Source organism: Rhizobium sp. Root1212 (assembly GCF_001424985.1).
Taxonomy (GTDB): domain Bacteria; phylum Pseudomonadota; class Alphaproteobacteria; order Rhizobiales; family Rhizobiaceae; genus Pararhizobium.
In genome coordinates, this window is sequence record NZ_LMDA01000001.1 from 1087019 (window position 1) to 1104044 (window position 17026).

Here is a 17026-nt window from a genome sequence, read left to right on the forward strand (position 1 = left end):
TAATCAGCCCGCGATCAATTCCTGCATGACAGCGCGAAAACGATTGGCGATCGCATCGCGCTTGACGTGGCGGCCTTCGGAGACGACCTTGCGGCCCGCCGACCAGACGCTGTCGACCGTCACGCCCGAGGCGAAGACCCAGCTGTCGAGCAACTGGTCGCCGTCGAGATAGGGAACAGCCGAGGTATCGAGCGCGACGAAATCGGCACCGGCGCCGGCCGCGATCTTCGGATGGTTCTGAAGCGCCGCACCGCCGCCCTCGATCGCCCGCTCGAACAGCGAGCGCCCGGTCGAGCCGCCGCTTTCCGCAATGACGTTGCGGGCGCGCAGGCCAAGGCGTTCGGAATATTCAAGCTGGCGCAGCTCTTCGGAAACCGAGATCAGGATGTTGGAATCCGAGCCGATGCCGTAGCGGCCGCCGCGCTCCAGGAAAACCGGTGCAGGGAAGATGCCGTCGCCGAGGTTGCTCTCCGTGATCGGGCAAAGGCCGGCGATCGCGCCGCTTTGCGCCATACGCCGCGTCTCGTCATCCGTCATATGGGTCGCGTGGATCAGGCACCAGCGGCCGTCGATGCCGGCATTGTCGAGCAGCCACTGAACCGGCCGCGCGCCGGACCAGCCGATGCAGTCTTCCACTTCCTTCGTCTGTTCGGCCACATGGATGTGGATCGGCCCATCGCCCGCCAATTTGACGGCGACCTTCAGCTCGTCCGGCGTCACCGCCCGCAGGCTGTGGGGCGCGACACCCAGCACGCCGTTGTCGAGCCGGTCCGTAACGGTGCGGCAGCCGGCCATCAGGGCTTCGAACTGGCTGGTGGAGTTGATGAAACGGCGCTGGCCGTCGATGGGGGCTGCACCGCCGAACCCGGAATGGGCATAGAGCACCGGAAGCAACGTCAGGCCGATGCCGGTCTCGGCGCTCGCCGCACCGATGCGCTCGGCCATCTCGGCGATATTCGCGTAAGGCCGGCCATCCTTGTCGTGATGCAGGTAATGGAACTCTCCGACGCGGCAGAAGCCGGCTTCGAGCATTTCCATATAGAGGGCGGCGGCCACCGCTTCGGCATGGTCCGGCGTCATCGACAGCGCGAACTTGTACATCACCGTGCGCCAGCTCCAGAAACTGTCCGAAGCAGGCCCGCGCACTTCGGCGAGACCCGCCATGGCGCGCTGGAAGGCGTGGCTGTGCAGGTTCGGCATGGCCGGAACGAGGACGCCGTGGCGCTCGTCTCCGGGCTGGGCTGCCTGCCCCGCCTCCACGGCCTCTATCCGCCCGCCCGACAGCGTCAGCCGTACATCCTTCTGCCAACCCTGCGGCGTCAAAACCGCCCTTGCATGAATGACCGTCATGTCCTCTCCTCTTGGTGCTTTCAGTGGAGCAGAAAACTTTTCCGCTTGAAACTCGAAAGATTATGTATATACATTATCACAACGAAGAAATGGTGCAAGGCTCATGGGCGGGAACAATTTTTCTGATAAGCAGGGCGAACAGGCAGGGCGGGTCAGGCTCTGGCAGAACGCGCGCCTGGCAACCCTGAACGAAAAAGCCGGCGGCCTCGGCATTGTCGAGGACGGCGTCGTCGCCGTACGCGACGGTCGCATCGTCTATGCCGGTGCAAAAAGCGGCCTGCCTGCCGAATTTTCCGGCGCGGATACTCAAGATTGCGGTGGTCGCTGGATCACGCCGTCGCTCGTCGATTGCCACACCCACCTCGTCTATGGCGGCAACCGCGCCCGTGAATTCGAGATGCGCCTCGAAGGCGCGACCTATGAAGAGATCGCCCGCGCCGGCGGCGGCATCGTTTCCTCCGTCAAGGCGACCAATGCCTATACGGTGGATGAACTCGTCGCAGCCGCCCTGCCACGCCTCGACACGCTGATTGCCGAAGGCATTTCGACCGTCGAGATCAAGTCCGGCTACGGGCTGAATATCGAAACCGAACTGAAGATGCTGGAAGCGGCGCGCAAACTCGCGACCCTGCGCCCCGTCCGCATCGTCACCAGCTATCTCGCCGCCCATGCGACGCCGCCCGAATACAAGGGCCGCAACGGCGATTACATCACCGATGTCGTGCTGCCCGGCCTCGAAGCCGCCCATGCCAAGGGCCTCGTCGATGCCGTCGACGGCTTCTGCGAGGGCATCGCCTTCTCGCCGGCCGAAATCACCCGCGTCTTCGACAAGGCCAGGGAATTCGGCCTGCCGGTGAAGCTGCATGCAGAGCAGCTTTCCGATCTCGGCGGCGCCAAGCTTGCCGCCTCCTATGGCGCGATTTCCGCCGATCATCTGGAATATCTGGATGCGGATGGCGCAAAGGCCATGGCCGCTTCCGGCACCGTCGCCGTGCTGCTTCCGGGCGCGTTCTACACGCTGCGCGAAAAGCAGCTGCCGCCGGTTCAGGCCCTGCGCGATGCCGGCACCCGTATCGCCGTCGCCACCGATAGCAACCCCGGCACCTCGCCGCTGACCTCGCTGCTGCTCACCATGAATATGTCGGCGACGCTGTTCGGTCTGACCGTGGAAGAATGCATCGCGGGCGCCACCCGCGAAGGCGCCCGCGCGCTCGGTCTTCTTGATGAGACCGGCACGCTCGAAGCCGGCAAGTCGGCCGATTTTACCATCTGGACTATCGATGAGCCCGCTGAGCTCGTCTACCGCATCGGGTTCAACCCACTTTATCAGCGCGTCTTTAAGGGAGAGAGTGCCAAGCCATGACCATCGTGCTTCATCCGGGTTCCGTGCCGCTCAAGCAGCTGGAAACGATCTACTGGACCGGCGAGCCGGTCCGCCTCGATCCTTCCTTCGATGCCGGCATCAACAAGGCTGCCGCCCGCATCGCCGAAATCGCCGCCGGCAATGCCCCGGTCTACGGCATCAACACCGGCTTCGGCAAACTCGCTTCGATCAAGATCGATGCCGCAGATGTTGCCACCCTGCAGCGTAACCTGATCCTTTCCCATTGCTGCGGCGTCGGCAATCCGCTGCCGGAAAACGTCGTGCGGCTGATCCTGTCGCTGAAGCTGATTTCGCTCGGCCGCGGCGCGTCTGGCGTGCGCCTCGAACTCGTTCGGCTGATCGAAGGCATGCTCGAAAAGGGTGTCGTCCCGGTGATCCCGGAAAAGGGCTCGGTCGGCGCTTCCGGCGACCTCGCACCGCTCGCCCACATGGCTGCCGTCATGATGGGCCATGGCGAAGCTTTCTTCAACGGCGAGCGCCTGAGCGGCGCCCGTGCCCTTGAAAAGGCCGGGCTCACCCCGACCGTGCTTGCCGCCAAGGAAGGCCTGGCGCTGATCAACGGCACCCAGACCTCTACGGCACTGGCGCTGGCCGGCCTGTTCCGCGCCCACCGCGCCGCCCAGGCAGCGCTGATCACCGGCGCGATCTCGACGGATGCCGCCATGGGCTCGTCCGCCCCGTTCCATCCCGATATCCATACGCTGCGTGGCCATCAGGGCCAGATCGATACCGCCGCGACGCTTCGTGCATTGCTTGCCGGTTCGGCCATCCGCGAAAGCCATATCGAAGGCGACGAGCGCGTTCAGGACCCCTACTGCATCCGCTGCCAGCCGCAGGTCGACGGCGCCTGCCTCGATCTCCTGCGCTCGGTCGCCCGCTCGCTCGAAATCGAAGCCAACGCGGTCACCGACAATCCGCTGGTACTTTCCGATAACTCCGTCGTTTCCGGCGGCAACTTCCATGCCGAGCCGGTCGCCTTCGCCGCCGACCAGATCGCGCTTGCGGTCTGCGAAATCGGTGCGATCGCCCAGCGCCGTATCGCGCTCCTGGTCGATCCGGCTCTCTCCTACGGCCTGCCGGCCTTCCTCGCCAAGAAGCCGGGCCTCAATTCCGGCCTGATGATCGCGGAAGTCACCTCGGCCGCGCTGATGAGCGAGAACAAGCAGCTTTCGCATCCGGCCTCGGTCGACTCGACCCCGACTTCGGCCAACCAGGAAGACCATGTTTCCATGGCCTGCCACGGTGCTCGCCGTCTGCTGCAGATGACCGACAACCTGTTTGCGATCATCGGCATCGAGGCGCTGACCGGCGTACAGGGCGTCGAATGCCGCGCGCCGCTGGCCACCAGCCCCGAGCTGCAGAAGGCCGCCGCTGCGCTCCGCGCCGTCTCGCCGTCGATCGAGGAAGACCGCTACATGGCCGACGACCTGAAGGCTGCTTCCGACCTCGTCGCCACGGGCGCGCTGAACGCCGCCGTATCGGCTGGCATCCTGCCGGCTCTGGAGGCCTGAGATGGGCGTCTTTGAAATCCGTCAGGGTTCGTCGCCGGTCATCCTCGCCTTCCCGCACACGGGGACCGAGGTGCCGGAGGCGATTGCCCGGCGGCTGAACGACAACGGCCGCAAGCTTGCCGACACCGACTGGCACATCCACATGCTCTATGCCGACCTTCTGCCGGAAGCGACGACGGTGCGCGCCACCTTCCACCGCTACGTCATCGACGCCAATCGCGACCCGGAAGGCGTCAGCCTCTACCCCGGCCAGAACACCACTGGCTTGGTACCCGAGACCGATTTCGACGGCTTGGCGATCTGGAAGGACGGCGAAGAGCCGAAAGAAGGCGACATCGCCGAACGCCTTGCCAATTTTCACGCGCCCTATCATGCGGCCGTTCGTGCCGAGATCGAGCGGGTGAAGGCCATCCACGGCGTGGCCGTGCTCTATGACTGCCACTCGATCCGCTCGCATATTCCCTTCCTGTTCGAAGGCAAGCTGCCGGATTTCAACATCGGCACCGATAGCGGCCGCACCTGCGCCACCGCCATCGAGGCTGCCACCGTCAAGACGGTCGCCGAGGCCGCGGGTTACACCCATGTCCTCAACGGCCGCTTCAAGGGCGGCTGGACGACCCGCCATTACGGCAAGCCCGAAAACAACGTGCATGCAATCCAGATGGAGCTGGCGCAATCCACCCATCTCGCCACCGAAGCCCCGCCTTTCGCCTATGACACCGCCAAGGCCGAACGGCTCCGCCCGCATCTGAAAACCATTCTCCAGCGCATCGAAGAGATCGCGCTTGGCCTGAAACACTGACCGGAGGAAAAACGCATGAACAATCCCCGCCACAACATCCGCGAAGTGCGCGCGCCCAAGGGCACCGAACTGAGCGCCAAGAGCTGGATGACCGAAGCGCCGCTGCGCATGCTGATGAACAACCTCGACCCGATCGTCGCGGAAAACCCGCATGAGCTGGTGGTCTACGGCGGCATCGGCCGCGCCGCCCGCACCTGGGCCGATTTCGACAAGATCGTCGAGACGCTGCGGTCGCTCAACGAGGACGAGACCCTGCTCGTCCAGTCCGGCAAGCCGGTCGGCGTGTTCCGCACCCACAAGGATGCGCCGCGCGTCCTGATCGCCAACTCCAACCTCGTGCCGCATTGGGCGACCTGGGATCACTTCAACGAGCTGGATAAGAAGGGTCTCGCCATGTACGGCCAGATGACCGCCGGCTCATGGATCTACATCGGCACCCAGGGCATCGTGCAGGGCACCTACGAAACCTTCGTCGAAGCCGGCAACCAGCATTACAACGGCAACCTCACGGGCAAGTGGGTTCTGACCGGCGGCCTCGGCGGCATGGGCGGCGCCCAGCCGCTCGCAGCCGTCATGGCCGGCGCATCCTGCCTTGCCGTCGAGTGCAACCCGGATTCGATCGATTTCCGCCTGCGCACCCGCTATCTCGACGAAAAGGCCGAGACGCTGGACGAAGCCATGGAAATGATCGCCCGCTGGACCAAGAACGGCGAAGCCAAGTCCGTCGGCCTGCTCGGCAACTGCGCCGAAATCCTGCCGGAAATGGTTCGCCGCGGCATCCGCCCGGACATGGTCACCGACCAGACCTCGGCTCACGACCCGATCAACGGCTACCTGCCGAAGGGCTGGACCATGGGCCAGTGGAAGGAAAAGCGCGTCAGCGATCCGAAGTCGGTCGAAAAGGCCGCCCGCGCCTCGATGCGTGACCACGTCGAAGCGATGATCGCCTTCCAGGACATGGGCATCCCGACGTTCGACTACGGCAACAACATCCGCCAGGTCGCCAAGGATGAAGGCCTCGAAAACGCCTTCGCCTTCCCCGGCTTCGTGCCGGCCTATATCCGCCCGCTGTTCTGCAAGGGCATCGGTCCGTTCCGCTGGGCTGCTCTCTCGGGTGACCCGGAAGACATCTACAAGACCGACGCCAAGGTCAAGGAACTGCTGCCGGACAACAAGCACCTGCACAACTGGCTGGACATGGCGCGCGAGCGCATCTCCTTCCAGGGCGTTCCGGCCCGCATTTGCTGGGTTGGTCTCGGCGATCGCCATCGCCTCGGCCTCGCCTTCAACGAAATGGTCCGTAACGGCGAGCTGAAGGCTCCGGTCGTCATCGGCCGCGACCACCTCGACAGTGGCTCGGTCGCCTCGCCGAACCGCGAAACCGAAGCGATGAAGGACGGCTCGGACGCCGTTTCCGACTGGCCGCTGCTCAACGCCCTGCTCAACACCGCATCCGGCGCAACCTGGGTGTCGCTGCACCACGGCGGCGGCGTCGGCATGGGCTTCTCGCAGCACTCGGGCGTCGTCATCTGCGCCGATGGCTCCGATGATGCCGCCAAGCGCCTGGAACGCGTGCTCTGGAACGATCCGGCGACCGGCGTCATGCGCCACGCCGATGCCGGCTACGACATCGCGCTCGATTGCGCCCGCGAAAAGGGCCTGCGTCTGCCGGGCATTCTCGGCAACTGATCGACAGGGCCGCGCGTCTCAGAAGGTGCGCGGCCTTTTCTTTCCGGGCCGAAAGACCCGCGGTTTACGGTGAGAGACCATGAACGATCGCAGCTGGACCATCCTCAGAAGCGCAACTGATTACCGACGCATGCCGTGGAAGAACGGCGGCGGCGAGACGGTCGAGATCACGGTTTTTCCCGAGGGCGCAACGGTTTCCGATTTCGACTGGCGGATCAGCATGGCGACGGTGGCAAGCGACGGCCCTTTTTCATCCTTCCCCGGCATCGACCGCACGCTGTCGATCCTTGAGGGCGAGGGCATGGTGCTCGATATCGCAGACAGGACCGTGCGGCTGACCGGCGACGACGCGCCACTGCCCTTCCCGGCCGATGTCGCGACCGCGGCCCGGCTGATCGCCGGCGCGATCACCGACCTCAACGTGATGACGAAGCGCAGCGCGTTTTCGCACCGGGTGCGCAAGATAACGATTTCCGGCGAGCAGCGGCTGAGCAGCGACGCCGACAGGCTTCTCGTTTTCTGTCACAGGGGAGACGTCGCGCTGCGGGCCGATGGCCTCGACGTCAAGCTGTCTGCGCTCGACATGGCGGCCGCCCCGACGCAAGGGCCGGTCGAACTGACCTGCGAGGGCGAGGCCCAGCTTTTCCTGATCGAGATCAGCAACGCCTGACCGTTTAGGCATTGAATGCCCAAAAGCCGGGCAACACACACTCTCTCTTTCGTCATGGTCGGGCTCGACCCGACCATCCATGCCAAGCAACGTGGATCCTCGGGACAAGCCCGAGGATGACGGAGTTATGCGATTGAAGGCGGGAGCAAGACGCTCGGCCGCGTCAACCTTTCGTTCAAGGAACGATCAGCGTTCCCGCACCGTGCTCGGTGAAAATCTCCAGCAGCACCGCATGCGCCGTCTTGCCGTTCAGGATGACAACGCCCTGGACGCCGGCATCGATCGCCTCGATGCAGGTCTCGACTTTCGGGATCATGCCGCCGGAGATCGTGCCGTCCTTGATCAGCGCGCGGGCTTCCGCCACCGAAAGCTCCTTGATCAGCTCGCCGTTCTTGTTGAGCACGCCCGGAACGTCCGTCAGGAACAGCAGGCGCGTCGCATTGAGCGAGCCGGCGATGGCGCCGGCAAAGGTATCGGCATTGATGTTGTAGGTGGCGCCGTCGCGGCCGGGGGCGACCGGGGCGATGACCGGGATCATCTCCGAGCGGGCGAGCAGGTCGAGCAGCGTGCGGTCGACCTCCACCACCTCGCCGACGAAGCCGAGATCGAGCACGCGCTCGATATTGCTGTCGGGATCGACCACCGTCTTCTTCGCCTTTTCGGCAAAGACCATGTTGCCGTCCTTGCCGCAAAGGCCGATCGCCCATTCGCCCGTCTGGTTGATGAGCGCGACGATCTCCTTGTTGATCGAGCCGGCCAGCACCATCTCGACGATCTCGACGGTCTTGGCGTCGGTGACGCGCAGGCCGCCTTCGAATTTCGATTCGATGCCCATCTTGGTCAGCATCGCGCCGATCTGCGGGCCGCCGCCGTGAACGACGATCGGATTGACGCCGGACTGCTTCAGGAGCGCGATGTCGGCGGCGAAGGCCTTGCCGAGTTCGGCATTGCCCATGGCGTGGCCGCCATATTTTACGACGATTGTCTTGTTTTCGTAACGCTGCATGTAAGGCAGCGCCTGCGCCAGAAGGCGTGCCTGTGTTTCGCTTTCGGATACGGTCATGGGAGGAACCTTCAAAATATGTCGGATGCTGTGTAGCGCAAGTTTTTCGCCGATGGAATGATTCGCTGCTAAGATGACAGCGGCGTGAAAGCTGGGTGGCCAATGCAGGCAATGCAGCTTATGATCTCAAAGGTTCGCGCCGGAACATGCGGCAATGCCGGAGAAAGAGGCGACGAGCCCGTCCAAACCGAGAAAGTGCATGGAACGATGAGTACCCAGACCCCGAAGCGCGGCGATTCGAAACGCGACGAACTGATCGCGGGCGAATATGTGCTCGGCATCCTGTCGGCTGAAGACCGCCGCAAGGTCGAGGCGCGCATCGTGCTCGACAGCGGTTTTGCCGCCATCGTCAATCGCTGGCGCAGCAACCTCTCCAGCTTCGACGCCATCCAGGACCCGGCCCCGCCGGCGCCGCGTTCCTACAGCGCCATCGAGCGGCGCATCTTTGCCTCGCCGGCGCCGCGTGAAAAAACCGGTCTTTGGAATTCGCTTCCCTTCTGGCGGACGCTGGCGGGTCTTGCCATGGCCGGCCTTGCCGTCATCGCTATTCTGGAAAGCGCGCGGCTCGCCGCTACGCCTGCTGCCCCGACCGGTGCCACGGTCACGACCGGCAAGAGCGAACTCCCGACCGGCCAATAGGCGACACGCAGATCACGACGGTTTGACAAGCATGTGCTTTGCCGCAGGGCCGCCACAAGGATAATCTGGCGCCGCAACCTGCAGGGAGACACCGAGATGCCGAACCGCCGTCTATTCCTTCTGTCGAGTGCCGGGGCGCTGGCGCTGTCGGCGCTGCGGTTTCCCGTCGCAGCATTCGCCGAAGAAACCTTCGAAGTGACCCATACCGATGCCGAATGGAAGGCGATGCTGACCGGCGAGCAGTATAGCGTGCTGCGCCAGGAAGATACGGAACGCCCCTTCTCCAGCGCGCTCAACACCGAAAAGCGCAAGGGCGTCTTCCACTGCGCCGGCTGCGAGCTGCCGCTCTACTCCTCCGAGACGAAATACGACAGCGGCACCGGCTGGCCGAGTTTCTGGGAAGCGCTGCCCAACGCCGTCGGGCTCCGGGAAGATAAGACCTTCGGCATGGTTCGCACCGAATGTCACTGCCGCCGCTGCGGCGGCCATCTCGGCCATGTCTTCGACGACGGCCCGCCGCCGACCGGCAAGCGTCACTGCATCAACGGCCTCGCCATGACCTTCACGGCCGGCGCCACGTCGTAGCGCCGGCAATAGTCGAAGAGGATCAGGCCGCGGGCGTCGCGCCGGAAAGGGCGGCCTGCAGCTTGCTTTCCTGATCGGGCGAAAGCGACGTCTTCAGCACCCGGCCGCGCACGCCTCCGAGTTCGGCCAGCACCTTTTCCGGCTGCACCTTGCGCACCAGCACGAAAAGCGCCGAGGAATTGTTCGGAATGGTTTCGCCGAGCGACTTGATGAAATCGTCGTCGATGCCGTAGTCGGCAAGCGAGCCGGAAAGCGCGCCCGCCCCCGCGCCGATTGCCCCGCCGATGGCAAAGCCCGCCAGCGGATTGAGAAACAGCAGCCCGACAAGCCCGCCCCACAGCGACCCGGACAGGAGGCCGGAGGTGGCGCCGACGGCCGTCAGGTTGAGGCTCTGCTTCAGATGCACCTTGCCCGCCTCGTCGCGCACGACGACGACGGCATCTTCGAGATCGATCAGATATTCCTTCTTGAGGCCGTTCAGCTTCACAAGGACGCGATCCGCCTCCTCGGGGTTATCGAAAGCTATGACGATCAAATCCGACATGATGTTCTCCTTTCCCTCGATGACCGCGACAGAGGCGGCAACGGGTAGGTAGGGCGGAATTCATGTCAGGGTAGTGACAGCGCTATTTTGCCGCGGCTTCCTACTGCGAGATCACCGTTTCGATCGCGCCGCGCAGATCATCGAGGCCGGCCGCCTTTTCCGAGGAGGTCGCCAGCACTTCCGGGAAGGCGGCCGGGTGCTTCTTGATCTTCTCCAGCGTCTCGGCGATCAGTTTTGGCACCGCCGGTTCCTTGATCTTGTCGGTCTTGGTCAACACGATCTGGTAGGAGACGGCCGCCTTGTCGAGCAGGTCGAGAACCTCGTCATCGTTCTTCTTGATGCCGTGGCGGCTGTCGATCAGCACGTAGACGCGCTTCAGCGTGGCGCGGCCGCGCAGGTAATCGAACACCAGCTTCGTCCAGGCATCGACGTTTTCCTTCGGCGCCTGCGCATAGCCGTAACCGGGCATATCGACCAGCGCCATCGGCGGCAGGTCTCCGTCGGCGCCCGAAAAGCCGTCCGGCACGAAATAGTTAAGCTCCTGGGTGCGACCCGGCGTATTGGAGGTGCGCGCCAGCCCCTTTTGTCCGACGAGCGCATTGATCAGCGACGACTTGCCGACATTCGAGCGGCCGGCAAAAGCGATCTCGGCCGGTCCCTCGGGCGGCAGGAACTTCATCGAAGGCACGCCGCGGATGAAAATCCAGGGCCGGCCGAACAGCGGCTTGTCGTCCTCGGGCTTTCTGTCGGTCATGGTGCATCCTTCCGGGCTTTTTTCTCCCTTGGGGCTTTGCGGTTTTGGCGGTCCTTGTCAAGTTCGCCGTGACAAACGCTGCTGCCGCAGCAATTCAATCGTCAGATAGGAGAGAAGCGCAATCAGCACGACCGAACCGCCGATGATGGTGTTGAGGCTCGGGATCTCGTTGTGGATGAGCGCCACCCAGAGCGGCGCCAGCACCGTCTCGGCCGTGCCGAACAGTGCCGCGAGTGCTGCCGGAACCAGCCGCGCGCCGGTGACGAACAGGGCAAGGCCCAGCCCAAAATTCAACGCCCCAAACACGATCAGGATACCGAAATCCGCCGGGCTGACGGCAAAGCCCGAGGTTTGTGAGGCCGCCAGCGTGCCGGCGATGATCGTGCCGAGGCAGACGGCCGGCGTCATGCGCACATGGGCGTATCGCCGGGTAATGACGGTCGCCAGCGAAAAGACCAAGGCGATCAGCAGGGCCAGCGCATCGCCGATCGGCGAGACGGTGCCGCTCAGCGAATCCGACACCATGACCAGCACGCCGCAGATGACGGCGGCGATCGCCACCCAGGTCGAACCTGCCACCCGCTCTCGAAACACGAACCAGCCGATCAGGGCGGCGATCAGCGGCACGCTCGCCTGCAAGAGCATGATATTGGCAACCGTCGTATAGCTGAGCGCCAGCACGAAGGAGGTGGAGGCCGTGGCAAAGCAGCAGCCGACCGCGATGCCGGGAATACCCATATCTCGGAACAGCCGCAGGACACCCCTGGCGCCGTCCCGCGACAGCATGAAACCGATGAGGAAAAGCGCCGCAAACAGCGAGCGCCAGAAGACGATGGTCCAGCCGTCCTGAACCTCCAGAAACCGCGCCAGCGTGCCGCCAAAGCTCCAGACGACCGCCGAGCCGAGAACCAGCATCAGCCCTTGTGTCTGGGTGAGTTGCCCTGAGGCCGGCTCGGACGGGGACAGCGACATGGAGGCTTCCGATCTGGCGATGACATCGGCCGGCGCACGGATGCGCCTTTATGCCTTGATAATCGGCTTTTCATCCGCAGGCTCCGGTAGTGGCGACATCGGCCCGTCGCAATTCGCACGAAAAAGCCCCGGAAACGGATCTCCGGGGCTTTGATATTTCGACCGAAGGACGGCGGCTACTCCGCCGGTTTCGGTTTCTTCGAGAACAGCCCTTTCAGGTTGTCGAACAGCTCGATCTTGGCGCCGTGGCGCTTCATGATGAAGGCCTGCTGGATGATCGACAGGGTGTTGTTCCAGGCCCAGTATATCACGAGACCGGCCGGGAAGCTCGACAGCATGAAGGTGAAGACGACAGGCATCCAGGTGAACAGCATCGCCTGGGTCGGGTCCGGCGGCGTCGGGTTCATGCGCATCTGCAGGAACATGGTGACACCCATGACCAGCGGCCAGACGCCGATCATCAGCATATGCGGCACTTCGAACGGGATGAGGCCGAAGAGGTTGAACACCGAGGTCGGATCGGGCGCCGAAAGGTCCTGAATCCAGCCGAAGAACGGCGCATGGCGCATTTCGATGGTGACGTAGATGACCTTGTAGAGCGCGAAGAACACCGGAATCTGGAACACGATCGGCCAGCAGCCGGCAACCGGATTGATCTTCTCGTCCTTGTAGAGCTGCATCATCGCCTGCTGCAGGCCCATGCGGTCGTCGCCGAACTTCTTCTTCAGTTCCTCCATCTTCGGCTGAACCTTCTTCATGTTCGCCATGGAAGCGTACTGCTTGCTGGCAAGCGGGAAGAACAGCGCCTTGACGACGATGGTGGTCATCAGGATCGCCACGCCGAAGTTGCCAAAGAAATGGAAGAAGAAATCCATCAGTTTGAACATCGGCTTGGTGATGAAGTAGAACCAGCCCCAGTCGATCAGGAGGTCGAACTGCGGAATGTTGTAGGAGGTCTCGTAGCTGGAGATCAGCGGAACCTGCTTTGCGCCGGCGAAGATCAGGTTCTTCAGCTCGACGCTCTGGCCGGCGGCAACCGTGACCGGGTCCTGCTTGTAGTCCGACTGGAAGCGCTCGCGACCGTCGGTGAAGTGCGAATAGCGGGCCTCGTAGGGCGTCGCCTGCGGCGGCACGATGGCGGTCGCCCAGTATTTGTCGGTGATGCCGAGCCAGCCGGTGGTTGCCTTGCCCGGCTCGACCGGGGCGTCGTTTTCGACCTTGGCGTATTTGACTTCCTGCAGGCCGTGATCGCCGAGAACGCCGATGAAGCCTTCATGCAGCACGTAGACGCTCGGGGTCGCGGGCTTGGAGAAGCGGGTGACGCGGCCATAGCCGGAAAGCGCGACAGGCTCGGCGCTGCCGTTGGTGATCTTGTCGTTCACCTGGAACATATAGTGTTCATCGACCGAGATGGTGCGGTCGAAGGTGACGCCTTTTTCGTTGGTATAGGTCAGCGTGACCGGGGTCGATTGGGTCAGCGTCGTGCCGCTCTTCAGCGTCCAGACGGTCTGCGGGCCGGGGGCAGCACCGGTCGCCTCGTTGCCGACATAGCCGAGTTCGGTGAAATAGCCGTCCTTGGTTTCGGCCGGGCTCAGAAGCGTGATGATCGGGCTCTTGTCATCGACCGTCTCGTGGTAATCCTTGAGCTTCAGGTCGTCGAAACGGGCGCCGGTCAGGCTGATGGAGCCGCTGAGAGCCGGCGTGTCGATGGTAACGCGGGCGGACTTGGCCAGCGACTGGTCGCGGCTTTCGCCCGTGCCGGGAACGGCGGCGTTGTTCGTGGCGCCCGGAAGAGCGGGCGTCGCGGCGTTTTCGCCGGTCGCCTTCGGCTTCAGAAGCTCCGCCTGCTGGGCAGCGGTCTGCTCGGCCTTCATCTTGGGGCTGACGTAGAGGAACTGCCAGGCGATGAGGATCAGCACGGACAGGGCGATCGCCACGAAGTAGTTGCGGTTATTTTCCATCATTCTTTCCTGGAGCCGGTCGGCGGCCGTGAATATTCTTGCTGCTTTCGATGCGATCGCAAAGCCCCTTCGTCAGCCGCTCGAAAGGGGCAGTCAAAAGCTCGCGTCTGGCGACAATCACATAGTCGTGTCCGGGCTTCATTGCAAATCCGGCGGAAAGTCGCACGGCCTCTTTCAGGCGGCGGCGCATCCGGTTGCGCTCGACGGCATTGCCGTGTTTCTTGGTCACCGTGAAACCGACGCGCGGGGCGCTCTCCGGTTCCTTGCGATCTAGAACTTCGAGAAGGAACAGCGGGCCCTTGCGCTTTTGACCTTCGCGGACTGCGAGGAACTGCGGCCGGCTCTTGAGCCGCCCGGCAGTTGTCTTGTGGTCGTCAGACGTCATGCGCCAACGCTCTTGAATTCGACACCCGGAAACCGGAATACCGAAAGCCGCGCATGGCGTATCCCGGTTCGATGAAACGGAAGACGCTCATGCGCCGCAGGCCTTAGGCCGACAGACGCTTGCGGCCACGTGCCCGGCGGGCAACGATAACCTTGCGGCCACCCTTGGTGGCGATACGTGCACGGAAGCCGTGACGGCGCTTGCGAACAAGCTTGGACGGTTGGTAGGTACGCTTCGTCATTTATTTTAATACCGCGGTGTGCGGCCCTTCTTGAGTTTGCTTTTTAGCAAGGAGCGTTATCGTCAGGACACGGCGTTGCCGCAGGGCAAGGGGACTTGTCCAGACGTGCGCGGCTTATAAGTGCAAATAAGCGGGCGAGTCAATCGCGCGGCCAAGAAATGCCGGATCTCCCGGCGTTTGCGCCGAAAAAGCAGCAGCCTTCCAGAAAAGCCAGCCTCGATACTTGGGCCGGCAAAGGCGAAGGATGAGCAGACTTGCCTCAACAGCGGGTTAACAGGCAACTGCTAGAATAATTTGTATGACTGAAAACATCCGTTAACCACGCTCGACTTAGGCTCGCCGGGTTATGTGGGCCGTGCTTTCGGGGTCACATCGTCATCGAGGACCCTAATCCATGAAAATTCGCGGTAAGATCTACCTGATCGTCGGCATCATGAGCTTGATCACGCTCCTGGTCACCGGCATCGCCCTGACGGTCGTCAAGCAATACAACGACAAGCTCCGTCAATTCGACGTCGCCTCCGACCGCGCTTTCAACGGCGAGCACCTTAACCGGCTCGTGACCGCCGTGGTCATGGATGCGCGCGGCATCTATGCCGCAAAGAGCCTCGAAAAATCCGCGCCCTTCGCCGAAGGCATCGTCAAGAGCCTCGACAAGATCGATGTACTCCTGAAGGAATGGCGTCCGCTGGTGCCGGCCGAACAGCTCGCCGCCTTCGACGCCGTCGTCGGCCGCGCCGCCGAATTCCGCACCTTCCGTACGGAAACCGCGCGGCTGGGCACGCAAGTCTCGCCGCAGGCCGCCAACGAACAGGGCAACAACGACCAGAACCGCGCCAACCGCAAGGCCTTCCAGGCCGAGATCGACGCCGTCGTCGCCACCGACCTTGCAGCACTCGACGCAATCCAGTCGGAAATCAACGCGATCGAAGGCAAAATGATCGTGCTCGTGCTGTTGACCGCCGGCATCGGTCTTGCCATCGGCCTCGGCGCCGCCTTTACCATTGCCACCAACCAGCTCAGCCGCCCGATCCTGCAGCTGACGGATTCGATGAAGAGCCTCGCCTCCGGCGACCTCGATGCCGACGTTCCCTTCGCCGGCCGCAAGGACGAGATCGGCGAAATGGCCGCCGCCGTCGAGGTCTTCAAGCGCAACGGCCTTGCCGTGCGCGAAATGAACGCCCAGGAAAGCGCGCTGCGCGAAAAGAGCGCCGACCTGCAGTCGAGCATCGCCACCGTCGTTTCGGCCGCCGCCGCCGGCGATTTCAGCCGCCGCATCCACAAGGACTACGGCAATGACGACCTGAACCGCTTTGCCGGCAGCGTCAACGAACTGGTCGGCAGCGTCGACAGCGGCATCGCCGAAACCCGCCGCGTCATCGCCAGCCTTGCCGTCGGCGACCTTACGCAATCGATGAACGGCCAGTTCCAGGGCGCCTTCGCCGAACTGCAGCAGAACGTCAACGACACGCTCGCAACGCTGCAGAAGACCCTGCGCGACGTGCGTGGCGCCACCGACAGCATCAACGGCAACTCCTCCGAGCTGCGTTCGGCCGCCGACGATCTTTCCAAGCGAACCGAACAGCAGGCCGCGGCGCTGGAGGAAACCTCCGCCGCCCTCGACCAGATCACCGCTGCCGTGCGCAACTCCACCGACCGCGCCCAGGAAGCCACCGTCATGGTGACCGAGGCCACGCAGAGCGCTGCCCGCTCCGCCGCCGTCGTCGGCAAGGCCGTCGATGCCATGGGCCGGATCGAGCAGGCCTCCAGCGAAATCGGCCAGATCACCAACGTCATCGACGAGATCGCCTTCCAGACCAACCTGCTCGCGCTGAATGCCGGCGTAGAGGCTGCCCGTGCCGGCGATGCCGGCAAGGGTTTCGCCGTCGTCGCCCAGGAAGTGCGCGAGCTTGCCCAGCGGGCTGCCAGCGCCGCCAAGGACATCAAGGCGCTGATCAGCAAATCCGGCGCGGAAGTGGCGACCGGTGTGCAGTTGGTGCAAGAAACCGGCGAAGTGCTCGGCCAGATCGAAAGCCGCGTGCTGAAGATCAACGACCACATCCACTCGATCGCCACCGCCGCCCGCGAACAGTCGACCGGGCTCGGCGAGGTCTCGACCGCCGTCAACCAGATGGACCAGGTCACCCAGCAGAACGCCGCCATGGTCGAGGAGGCCAATGCCGCGACCCACAAGCTCTCCAGCGAAGCCAGCGGCCTTGCAAGCCTCATCTCGCACTTCAAGCTGGACGAGGGCGGCAGGCAGGCCTCAGGCCCGGCTGCAGCGCGCGACACGGCCCGCCCCGTCGCTTCACCCGCCCGCCGCATGATGGGTAATGTCGCCCGCGCCTTTGGCGGCGGTGGAAACGCCGCAGTTGCCAGGGACAATTGGGAAGAATTCTGATCTCCCCGAACGACGAAACCTTCAATCCCGCGGCCCAAACCGCGGGATTTTTGTTGCGCAATGCCTCCGGCACCC

At 63.6% G+C, this 17026-nt stretch carries 16 protein-coding genes; 8 read left to right on the top strand and 8 right to left on the bottom strand.

Going from position 1 to position 17026, the window contains the following annotated elements; genetic code table 11:
• Nucleotides 1-3 precede the first annotated feature (3 nt).
• On the bottom strand, nt 4-1350 hold the full coding sequence (locus ASC86_RS05140) for a formimidoylglutamate deiminase (RefSeq protein ID WP_056316963.1): 1347 nt from the start codon (nt 1348-1350) through the stop codon (nt 4-6).
• A 103-nt stretch (nt 1351-1453) separates the two neighbouring features.
• Here ASC86_RS05140 and hutI point away from each other — a divergent pair, with 103 nt between their 5' ends.
• The 5 genes from hutI to ASC86_RS05165 all read left to right on the top strand — a co-directional run bounded on the left by hutI (nt 1454) and on the right by ASC86_RS05165 (nt 7406).
• Nucleotides 1454-2713, top strand: coding sequence for an imidazolonepropionase (hutI, locus tag ASC86_RS05145; protein ID WP_056316968.1), 1260 nt, complete (start codon nt 1454-1456; stop codon nt 2711-2713).
• Nucleotides 2710-4245 carry a histidine ammonia-lyase gene (gene hutH, locus ASC86_RS05150; protein WP_056316971.1) on the top strand — a complete coding sequence of 512 codons (1536 nt, stop codon included), beginning with the start codon at nt 2710-2712 and terminating at the stop codon, nt 4243-4245. Before hutI ends, hutH begins: the two co-directional genes overlap by 4 nt.
• 1 nt (nt 4246) lies before the next feature.
• Complete coding sequence (hutG, locus tag ASC86_RS05155) at nt 4247-5047, top strand: N-formylglutamate deformylase (protein WP_056316974.1); 801 nt, start codon at nt 4247-4249, stop codon at nt 5045-5047.
• Nucleotides 5048-5062: 15 nt separating this feature from the next.
• A complete protein-coding gene (gene hutU / locus ASC86_RS05160) occupies nt 5063-6736 on the top strand; it encodes a urocanate hydratase (protein WP_056316977.1) in 1674 nt (557 codons plus the stop codon).
• A 79-nt stretch (nt 6737-6815) separates the two neighbouring features.
• Nucleotides 6816-7406 carry a HutD family protein gene (locus ASC86_RS05165; RefSeq protein ID WP_056316981.1) on the top strand — a complete coding sequence of 197 codons (591 nt, stop codon included), beginning with the start codon at nt 6816-6818 and terminating at the stop codon, nt 7404-7406.
• A 175-nt stretch (nt 7407-7581) separates the two neighbouring features.
• On the opposite strand, the gene argB is transcribed toward ASC86_RS05165, so the two are convergent.
• Nucleotides 7582-8469 (bottom strand): acetylglutamate kinase, encoded by an 888-nt coding sequence (argB, locus tag ASC86_RS05170; RefSeq protein WP_056316984.1) that lies wholly within the window; start codon nt 8467-8469, stop codon nt 7582-7584.
• Between the two features lie 207 nt (nt 8470-8676).
• Between argB and ASC86_RS05175 the strand changes: the two genes are divergently transcribed.
• Nucleotides 8677-9108, top strand: coding sequence for a hypothetical protein (locus ASC86_RS05175; protein WP_156386902.1), 432 nt, complete (start codon nt 8677-8679; stop codon nt 9106-9108).
• 96 nt (nt 9109-9204) lie between these two features.
• Nucleotides 9205-9693, top strand: coding sequence for a peptide-methionine (R)-S-oxide reductase MsrB (msrB, locus tag ASC86_RS05180; protein WP_056316993.1), 489 nt, complete (start codon nt 9205-9207; stop codon nt 9691-9693).
• Nucleotides 9694-9715: 22 nt separating this feature from the next.
• Here msrB and ASC86_RS05185 read toward each other — a convergent pair whose 3' ends face one another.
• From ASC86_RS05185 to rpmH, 6 genes are all read right to left on the bottom strand, one after another.
• Nucleotides 9716-10237 (bottom strand): DUF1269 domain-containing protein, encoded by a 522-nt coding sequence (locus ASC86_RS05185; protein WP_056316995.1) that lies wholly within the window; start codon nt 10235-10237, stop codon nt 9716-9718.
• A 100-nt stretch (nt 10238-10337) separates the two neighbouring features.
• Nucleotides 10338-10991 (bottom strand): ribosome biogenesis GTP-binding protein YihA/YsxC, encoded by a 654-nt coding sequence (gene yihA, locus ASC86_RS05190; RefSeq protein ID WP_056316997.1) that lies wholly within the window; start codon nt 10989-10991, stop codon nt 10338-10340.
• Nucleotides 10992-11048: 57 nt separating this feature from the next.
• On the bottom strand, nt 11049-11963 hold the full coding sequence (locus ASC86_RS05195) for a DMT family transporter (RefSeq protein ID WP_056317000.1): 915 nt from the start codon (nt 11961-11963) through the stop codon (nt 11049-11051).
• Nucleotides 11964-12139: 176 nt separating this feature from the next.
• Nucleotides 12140-13924: a membrane protein insertase YidC gene (gene yidC / locus ASC86_RS05200; protein WP_056317006.1), complete on the bottom strand. Its 1785-nt coding sequence runs from the start codon at nt 13922-13924 to the stop codon at nt 12140-12142.
• Entirely contained in the window at nt 13914-14309 is a 396-nt protein-coding gene (rnpA, locus tag ASC86_RS05205) for a ribonuclease P protein component (protein ID WP_056317008.1), read from the bottom strand. The genes yidC and rnpA overlap by 11 nt, the downstream gene beginning before the upstream one ends.
• Nucleotides 14310-14412: 103 nt before the next feature.
• Nucleotides 14413-14550 (bottom strand): 50S ribosomal protein L34, encoded by a 138-nt coding sequence (gene rpmH, locus ASC86_RS05210; RefSeq protein WP_037104763.1) that lies wholly within the window; start codon nt 14548-14550, stop codon nt 14413-14415.
• A 394-nt stretch (nt 14551-14944) separates the two neighbouring features.
• On the opposite strand from rpmH, the gene ASC86_RS05215 reads away from it, so the two are divergent.
• A complete protein-coding gene (locus ASC86_RS05215) occupies nt 14945-16951 on the top strand; it encodes a methyl-accepting chemotaxis protein (protein WP_056317010.1) in 2007 nt (668 codons plus the stop codon).
• The last annotated feature ends 75 nt before the right edge of the window (nt 16952-17026 follow it).